We start from the raw sequence: 8203 nt of genomic DNA on the forward strand, positions 1-8203 counted from the left end.
CAAGATGACAGCGTCTATTTTCAATAAATAGGTGCTGTCAAATCACTTAAGACCTATCAAGGAACACATAATGAATTTACATCTATATCGTTATGGCCTACTGGCTACTGCTTTACTGTTAACTGCAACGGGTTGTACTTGGCACGTAAGTCCTGGCGCTCAGTATGGATCAGTTGATGCTAATGACTTAATATTTCCTGATGAAAGTAAGGCATGGCAAAAATCGGGTAAACTCGTTGACCAAAGCGACGTGGCCAAAATTAAGGTCGGCACTACTAAAAGTGAGATCTATAAGCTGATTGGTACGCCACACTTTCAAGAAGGGTTTAACGCCCGCGAATGGGATTATATTCTCAAATTCTCTAATGCAAATAAGAATATAGAGACCTGCCGCTATAAAGTTATTTTTGATAATAGCTACGAAGGAAGACTGCTTGGTGACGAATTTTTTGTCACAGAGATCTATTGGCAGCCTGCATCATGTCAGAAGTATTCCCAGGCTGATCGTTAGTTTGAATAATATTGTGACGTTTTAAATAAAAAAGCAAGACATCTAATGTCTTGCTTTTTTATGGCTTAAAGCTCAAATTAACAGTGTTAACAGCTGCTTTTAATACGAATATATACCTATAATATTTTCTGATATTTGAATCACTATAGGCTATAAAAACAACTTTAGATGTTGTGGCATTAAATCTCTATTTGCACTCCGCCTCCCAAATTATATTGAAATATAGACATAAAAAATCCCTAGATAAGGGATTCTTAATTATAAATGAGTTCAACGACGCATCTCTACATTGCGCCTAATAATAGTTAATAACAACGCCCTAGTAATATTAGAAGTTACCGTAAGTCAATAAATAAAGGTAATAGCACTTTATTATCGTTACCTTCGTTTGAGGTGCTTATAATCCTACGTCAGATTGCAATGCTTCACTTATCTTGACGGGTACAGCAAACATCCAAGGCATACCGCCTGTACAGAAAAATTTACCATCACTAAAAGATATAATGTGGGCTGTAAAGTCGTTGCCGCCGTGATCTGTCATTGCTTGTTCATCGCTATCATCATCTATAGCGCACCAGATGTTTTCGTCACCACGTTCTAGCATCGCGCGAGTTAAAGCGCTACCTGTTAGTATATTATGCATTTTGAGCTCCTTGTCATTTACTGTATCGAAACTACAGCAGGCCCGAGATACTAAAGCCTTTTATAATTACAGCAGTTTGCTCTCACTAGCGTCCATTCCATTGTATTAATTTAACGTGATTAATAGTATTGCTAGCTATTTGCCAATAGGGTTGTTTGTCAATGGCTATAGATTTGTTAGGCTTCATTATACTCTTTAGTGTTACTAAAGTGTTAGTATATAACCGAAATTATGGATATAGTAGTCTACATCCATAATATAGCAACAAAATAAATCTTTTATATACTATTAATTGGTTGTGTGTTGTGGTCATAAACATAACATAATATTTATAAAAGTGGAATAATTTTTATAACGCTCTATATACGACAAGCGTGTTCGATCAGGTAAAGAAACAAGTCCAACACATTAACTAAAGTAATGTTTTATAATAAATTTTAACAAGTATTATAATGGTACTTCACCAAATCTAAATTTGGGCAACTGGCTTGGTAATCCCGCCCATAATTATAATAGTAACACCGTCAAGTTATCTTTACATCTCAACTTTTCGGTTTGAATGGACCTTCATTAGGACCTCTGCCAGCTAGGATAATGCTCGTTGATGGCTAAAGATTTGAGACGATAAAAGCCTCTAAGAATACGTACAGTCAATCCAATTTAAAGACGATACAGTGCCGCTGATATGAATTTTCCGCAGCCTCTGTCACGCGTGTGAAGAGGAAGTAAGAAAATAACTGGTCTAAACCTACTGTGCTATCATCTACTGAGTCAGTTCCAACAATTCCGCTGCGCTAATAGCCTCATTTTTTCAGCTTTTACTTTTGAGTTACTCAAAGCAAATATAAGCAGCGTGATTGTAAAACGTTTGTTTACCATTTTTAAAACCTGCTACTGCTTGTGATGCGGTTCTAATGGCCTCTATCTCATCCTTTGCTTCTAATACTACCAAGGTAGCTGGTGCACCTACTGTTATCTCAGATTGGTGTGACAGTAATTTAGCTGCATTTTTGCTGATCATATCAAAAACATCTGCCATTTCAGTGTCCTTAGATAGCTGAGCAATATTGGCATACATATTTGCCATTCTAATCAATGAGGCATCACCATAAGGCGTGAATGCATTCAAAATATTGTTACTGGCAATAGTGGTATTAATGCCCATTTCTGCCAATTCATTGGCGTTAACCATACCTCTAGGTATCAAAGCATCATAGTTACGCCCATTTAGATAGATATCGGTCGCCGGCAACACAGTTAAGGAGATATTAGCAAACTTCAGTAAACCTGCCATTGCTCTTCGCTGCATCTTATCCATAGCAGAAAGCTTGGTGACATGACCAATAGACACACGGCCCTGATAGTTACGTTTGATGGTTTCTTCTACCAGTTTTGGGATGGTTGAGCTATCAGGATCTAAATCAAAATCTAGATGAAAATCAACATTGACATTAAACTGCTCAGCTAAGTCAAATATCATCTCGATATGTTGGTTTGGATGGTCATCTTTGTACGGACAACCACCTACCAAATCCGCGCCCTGTGCTAGTGCTTGTTGCAGCAGTTCATAGGTTTGTGGTGCATTGGTCAAGCCATCCTGGGCAAAGGCACAAATTTCTATATCAATCGCAAATGCATACTTCTTTTGGACTCTCTTTATAGCTTCAAAACTGCGCAATTGAGTTTTAGCATCTGTTTCGACGAAGGTTCGCAGGCCAACGGTGCCTTTTTTAATGGCCATTTCTATGACTCTTGATGCGCGTTCAAACACATCTTCTTCAGTAAACTCTTTTTTGGCTTTACCGGTTTCTTCTACCGCTTCTTCTAGATTGCCTTCCTCTAAGCTACAGCGGTCCAGTATGCAGGCCTTATCGAGATGTATGTGACTCTCATAAAAACCAGAACAGACAAAATTACCTTTTGCGTCGTAAACAGTGCCATCATAAATAACGTCATCATCAATACTATTATCTTCAACGACATCAATGCCCGTAATATGAGCTTCTTTTATACTAATATTAACCAAGCCTTTATGACTTTTTAGTCGTGCATTTTTAATTATTAAATCAGTCATCATTATCTCTCTCGTGTCCATTAGTACTCAATTAAGTACCATTTGGGCTTTTTTGTCTAGTGAGTCATTGCCTCTATAGTTTTATTTTATGTGTTTAGTATGGTAGTAAAACTGATTATTATCTGCTGGTCGTCATTGACACCTTGCAAAGATTTCAGCTCTTATGGTGTTTATTCCTGCGTTAATCATGGCTCTCTCTGTTATAGTTAGCGGCTTTTATCTGGTCTTAGTCTTTGAGATAACTCTCCATAAGACTAATATTACGCTCGTTATCTTAGTCAAGCATTGCCAGACACCGTCAACTTACTTAGATTAAGCTTTTCCACTGCCAAGTAAGTTCATTTACTGGTTGTTATTTTATTAGTAGTAAAGAGAGGAAATGAGTAATGATCAATACCAAAATATATAAATCAGTCTATATTTTAGCTGAAGAGCTGCTAGAGGCGAACAATAGACGTAATCAAGAAGCTTTCGATGCACTTTATGTAGAGTTACAGACTATATGCAGCGATAACGAAAACACCGATAAAGACCATCCCGTACAATGGGAGACACTGGCTGACTTTACAGAGGAATTAGATGAGGCGCTAATTATCTACGAAAAAGCCCTAAAAAAAGCGATTGCGATTAATTCAAAAGACTGTATGTCCTCAATTGCTTTTTCCATGGCGGTATTGCAAGTTGAATTAGGGCAAACTGAGGCAGCTATTGAAAATCTACAAAATGCGAAAATTAGTGCTAATAAAATCGAAGATAAAGAACTCAAGAACGAAATACATGATTTACTGGTTAAGCTATTGGCAGAATAACATTAAGTAAGTGCTCAAATAAATGAGCAAGGTATCGACTCGATGCCTTGCTGCCAATATTATGGTGGGCTAGTGGCAAACTATCGTGTTTGGATCATATTATATGCCACCCAATCTTGTAGCTTATCTTTAATAAATCAAACGACTCACTCATCTATAAGTTTTTGCGGTAACAGTTAATCCGTTGTGCCGCTATCGTTAATCTAAGATAAAAGAAATACAGCCCATATTATAAAATAGTTTATACAAATTATTTTCCATCCACCTTGGCGTAGAAACTTAGCCTGTGCCCACTTCTTTTCCCACTTGAGTAGAGCTCTCGTCTTGTATTCGGGCAAAGCAGTGCTTTGCTTTATCCTCGTCCATGACCATCATGGGTTTAGTCTTCAGGCTTGGAACGAGAGTGCATCTGCACCAGTCTTATAATATATATCCATTGATATCCCCTCCCAAGGTAACTAAGCCCGAATAGTGTGTTTTCGTACAAATCACCAATCATATTGGTTCAGCTTGAACCCTGCAAGCTGTAGTTGTCGATACAAGGTGAACCTATCGGCGCATAGCCTCTCATACTCAAAGTCGCTCTAATCCATGTAAAACACAGGATAGCCTTCAGCGATGTAATCATTAAGCTGACTTTGATACTGCGTTCTTTTGATCGCGTAGGCTTTTGGGTGTGTCAATGTCTTTTTTTTGGCTGATATTTAAACACTTGCGTTCTAGAATCTGCCGAGTCAATCATCGTTTCATTTCACCTTACCTATTTTGGAGATAGCGCACCCCTCCTATTTTGGAATTACTATAGCTAAGTAAGTGTATAGAGTTATTTTATACATAAAACAAGATGAACGGTCTATTAAGTAGAATGGCTGGCCTAGCACATCAATATTATATTGTATAAAATATATTAGGGAGCGTTAAATATTTATCAATAAGCACTGCTGCCAGTCAATGAGCGCTGTGTTCCAGACAACAGATAACTCGATGATAATGCAGCTGCGTCAGCTAAAGTTGCTACATGGCACGGAGCCGTTTTAGCATCAGCCCCAACCCTCTAAAACGGAAACAGTACTCTTTTTTGCCGCTACTTTGCCAAAATTATCCGCTTAGAATTACTAGACCTTTTGTAAAAACACCATTCCATTGATTGCCATTAACCGAGTTTCAATGGTTAACGATGACTTGTGTAAGAGAGCTATTAAACTAGATATTTTTGACTTTGAAGTGACTAAAAGTAGTCACTGTCAGTGCTATGGTCAAATGTTCAACATGCCTCAAACACACTCATAAAAATAAAAATTTAATTTTTCAAGTAAATGCAATTCTCTCAGATGTTCTATGGGCTTACTTAAAAAACATAGCAATATAACAAAGAGTGTCTTGTCCATAACATTTAAATAAAAAACCACTATTTTTAACCACGAGTGACTCTACAAACTATCATTCAGGAATTTACTATGGAAAGGGTATTTAAAAATACTATCGCCACTGTTGTAGTGCCAATTATTTTATTTAGTATTACTGCATGTGCTATCACTGGTAATGATGGTATCGATAACGATGGAGACACCCGCCGTGTCGGCAGTGTGGTATGGAATAACCAAGTAGATATTGATATTCATGCTGTATTAATAAAACAAGTGGCTACTGATAATACTAGGTTAGTTTTTGTCCGAAAAAACGATAGTGACCCTGAACAAACAAGCGCCAATATTGCGGTTAACAATAGATTTCAAGTTAGTCTGCATCCGGGAAATTATACTGTAGTCAACTCGTGTGTTGGTATCAATCAGCTTAGCGCAAATGCTACTGGATTTAAAAACAACAACTTATTAGCGGATAAAAAAATATATGAATTAGTTGGTGGTCAAACATACTTTTTCTATATTGATATGGACGAAACAGGAAAGGGGACACTAGAGCAGATTACGTCTGATAGTGCATTACAGCTATTAGCTAATAAGCGTTATCAAACGCATCAAATCAGCCGGGTAGTTCCAAACTGTCCAGCTCCTATCGCTACTTCGTTATCTGTAGTACTGCCTCCAGTGATACAGCCACAACCTCCTATTTTAGCTGAAAGGGTCACTATTGATCTTGAAGTGCTGTTTGAAACTGATAAAGCCGTCGTCCAGCCAGAATATTATATAAAAATAGCGGAACTAGCAGAGTTTATGATGCAGTATCCAAACACAGCCACTACCGTCGAAGGTCATACAGACAAGCGCGGCAGTGATACCTATAACCAAGCTTTATCGCAACGACGAGTGGATGCCGTAAAAGAGGTGTTAATCACTCGTTTTGGGATTGCAGCTGAGCGCTTAAAAGCGGTTGGTTATGGAGAATCAAAGCCGAGAGCAAGTAATGATAATGCAGAAGGACAACGAATCAATAGACGTGTAGTCGCTGTCGTTGAAGAGCGCTTAACCAATTGATAATTGTATTAACCTCCAATAATTGAGGTTACCTGATACAAAAATAATTTAACCGGTATCAAAAAAATAAAAAACGAAAGGTGAGAATATGAATATTATTATTGTTAAGACACATAACGCCAATAGTACTATTAATGAAGTGCAGGTCATCACTGAAGATGGTAAGCCCACTATCATTAATGCGGTAGACAAAGTTAACTACGAGTTTCATGATACCGCTATTGGACGTGCTCCCAACCATATTGTTACTAAACGTATAAAAAATGATCTACACGTCTCATTTGAAAAAGACGGCCAAGATAGTGATCTTATTATTGAAAGTTTTTATAATAAAAAAGACATTTCGCTGCTCGGAATTGGCGAAGATGGCGAGTACTATTATTACATTCCTGATACTGGCGAAACCTATGATTACGTGACTCAATTAGAGATAGGAGATGTAGAAGGGCAGGCATTAGGCGGTACAGAATATATTGCAGCAGCAGGTATGCCATGGTGGATACCTGCAGCGGCCGGTCTTGGATTAGTCGGTTTAGCTGCTGGTATCAGTAGTAGCAGTAGCAGTGATGACACTCCAACTCCTCCTCCTGTTAATCAAGCCCCAACTGCTAAAGATGATAATGCTAGAGGCGAAACAGGTCAGCCAGTTATTATTGATGTAATAGTAAATGATAATGATCCTGAAAATGTTTTGGACCCAACGAGTGTCAAACTTATTGATCCTACAGGCAATGAAGTCACTAGTTTAGTGGTTGAGGGCGAAGGCACTTGGGAAGTGGATAGCACTACTGGTAAAGTCACCTTTACCCCAGAGTCAGGCTTTAGCGGCGATCCCACGCCTATTGAATATGTGGTTTCTGACAAGGCTGGTTTAAAGTCTAATGAAGCGAATATTACCATTGATTATCCAGCGTTAGTCAGTATTAGCGGCACCACAAGCTTGAATGAGACCGCTGCTGATGGCAGTACCAATGAAGCAACTTATACCGTCAGTATCAGTAAGCCAAGTACGGAAGATACCGTAATCACCGTGACCATTGGCGGCGGTAGTGCTACGGGTGGCACGGGTACTGATGCCGACTACAGTGCACCTGTCACCCAAGAGGTAACGATTCCAGCAGGTCAGACCTCCGCCACCATCACTGTACCGATTGTGGACGACAACTTATTTGAAGGTCCAGAATACTTTAATGTCACCGTTACAGGCATCATCTCTGGCACTGCCACGATTGATACCGATAACGATACGGTCAACACCACTATTTATGACGATGGCACCACTGATGGTACTACTCCTGTTGATCCTAATGATACAACGGTGGGCGATGACACGCCTGTGGTCAATATTAAAGCAACGAAACCAACGGCCATTGAAGGTGTCGATAACTTGCTTATCTTTGATGTTTCGCAAGGCAACCTGAGTAACTTTGACACTATCGTCGATGTTAAGCTAAATACAGTAAATAGCACTGTCGAAGCAGCCGACATTGCTTCTATCACTTACACTAATTCAGACGGCATTGTAGTGACATTAGGCACCCAAGGACAGATTCAAGCTTTCCTAGATAGTGGCGCAAAAATAAAGATTCCAGCCGGCGGTACTACAGCGCCGAGCATTACTATTACGGTGGTTGACGATGCCATCTATGAGGTCTCAGAAGACTTTAGCATGAGCATCAGCAATGCGGTGAATGCAACGGTAGGCACTGATAGTGCGACAGGTACGATCTT

At 39.0% G+C, this 8203-nt stretch carries 6 protein-coding genes; 4 read left to right on the plus strand and 2 right to left on the minus strand.

Features of this window, described 5'->3' with window-relative positions:
• Positions 1-70: 70 nt before the first annotated feature.
• The gene (locus RCH20_RS08130) at positions 71-511 is read left to right on the plus strand and encodes an outer membrane protein assembly factor BamE (RefSeq protein ID WP_327193231.1); all 441 of its coding nucleotides are present in this window, start codon (positions 71-73) and stop codon (positions 509-511) included.
• 397 nt (positions 512-908) lie between these two features.
• Here the strand turns inward: RCH20_RS08130 and RCH20_RS08135 are convergent, their stop codons facing one another.
• Positions 909-1154 carry a hypothetical protein gene (locus RCH20_RS08135; protein ID WP_209957524.1) on the minus strand — a complete coding sequence of 82 codons (246 nt, stop codon included), beginning with the start codon at positions 1152-1154 and terminating at the stop codon, positions 909-911.
• Between the two features lie 829 nt (positions 1155-1983).
• The gene (locus RCH20_RS08140; RefSeq protein ID WP_209957522.1) at positions 1984-3228 is read right to left on the minus strand and encodes an amidohydrolase family protein; all 1245 of its coding nucleotides are present in this window, start codon (positions 3226-3228) and stop codon (positions 1984-1986) included.
• A 386-nt stretch (positions 3229-3614) separates the two neighbouring features.
• Here RCH20_RS08140 and RCH20_RS08145 point away from each other — a divergent pair, with 386 nt between their 5' ends.
• From RCH20_RS08145 to RCH20_RS08155, 3 genes are all read left to right on the plus strand, one after another.
• The gene (locus RCH20_RS08145) at positions 3615-4037 is read left to right on the plus strand and encodes a tetratricopeptide repeat protein (protein ID WP_209957520.1); all 423 of its coding nucleotides are present in this window, start codon (positions 3615-3617) and stop codon (positions 4035-4037) included.
• A 1457-nt stretch (positions 4038-5494) separates the two neighbouring features.
• Positions 5495-6472: an OmpA family protein gene (locus RCH20_RS08150; RefSeq protein ID WP_327193232.1), complete on the plus strand. Its 978-nt coding sequence runs from the start codon at positions 5495-5497 to the stop codon at positions 6470-6472.
• 88 nt (positions 6473-6560) lie between these two features.
• The coding region (locus tag RCH20_RS08155; protein WP_327193233.1) for an Ig-like domain-containing protein at positions 6561-8203 on the plus strand (1643 nt) is incomplete at its 3' end.

It is taken from the genome of Psychrobacter sp. PL15, assembly GCF_035984995.1.
Taxonomy (GTDB): Bacteria; Pseudomonadota; Gammaproteobacteria; order Pseudomonadales; family Moraxellaceae; genus Psychrobacter.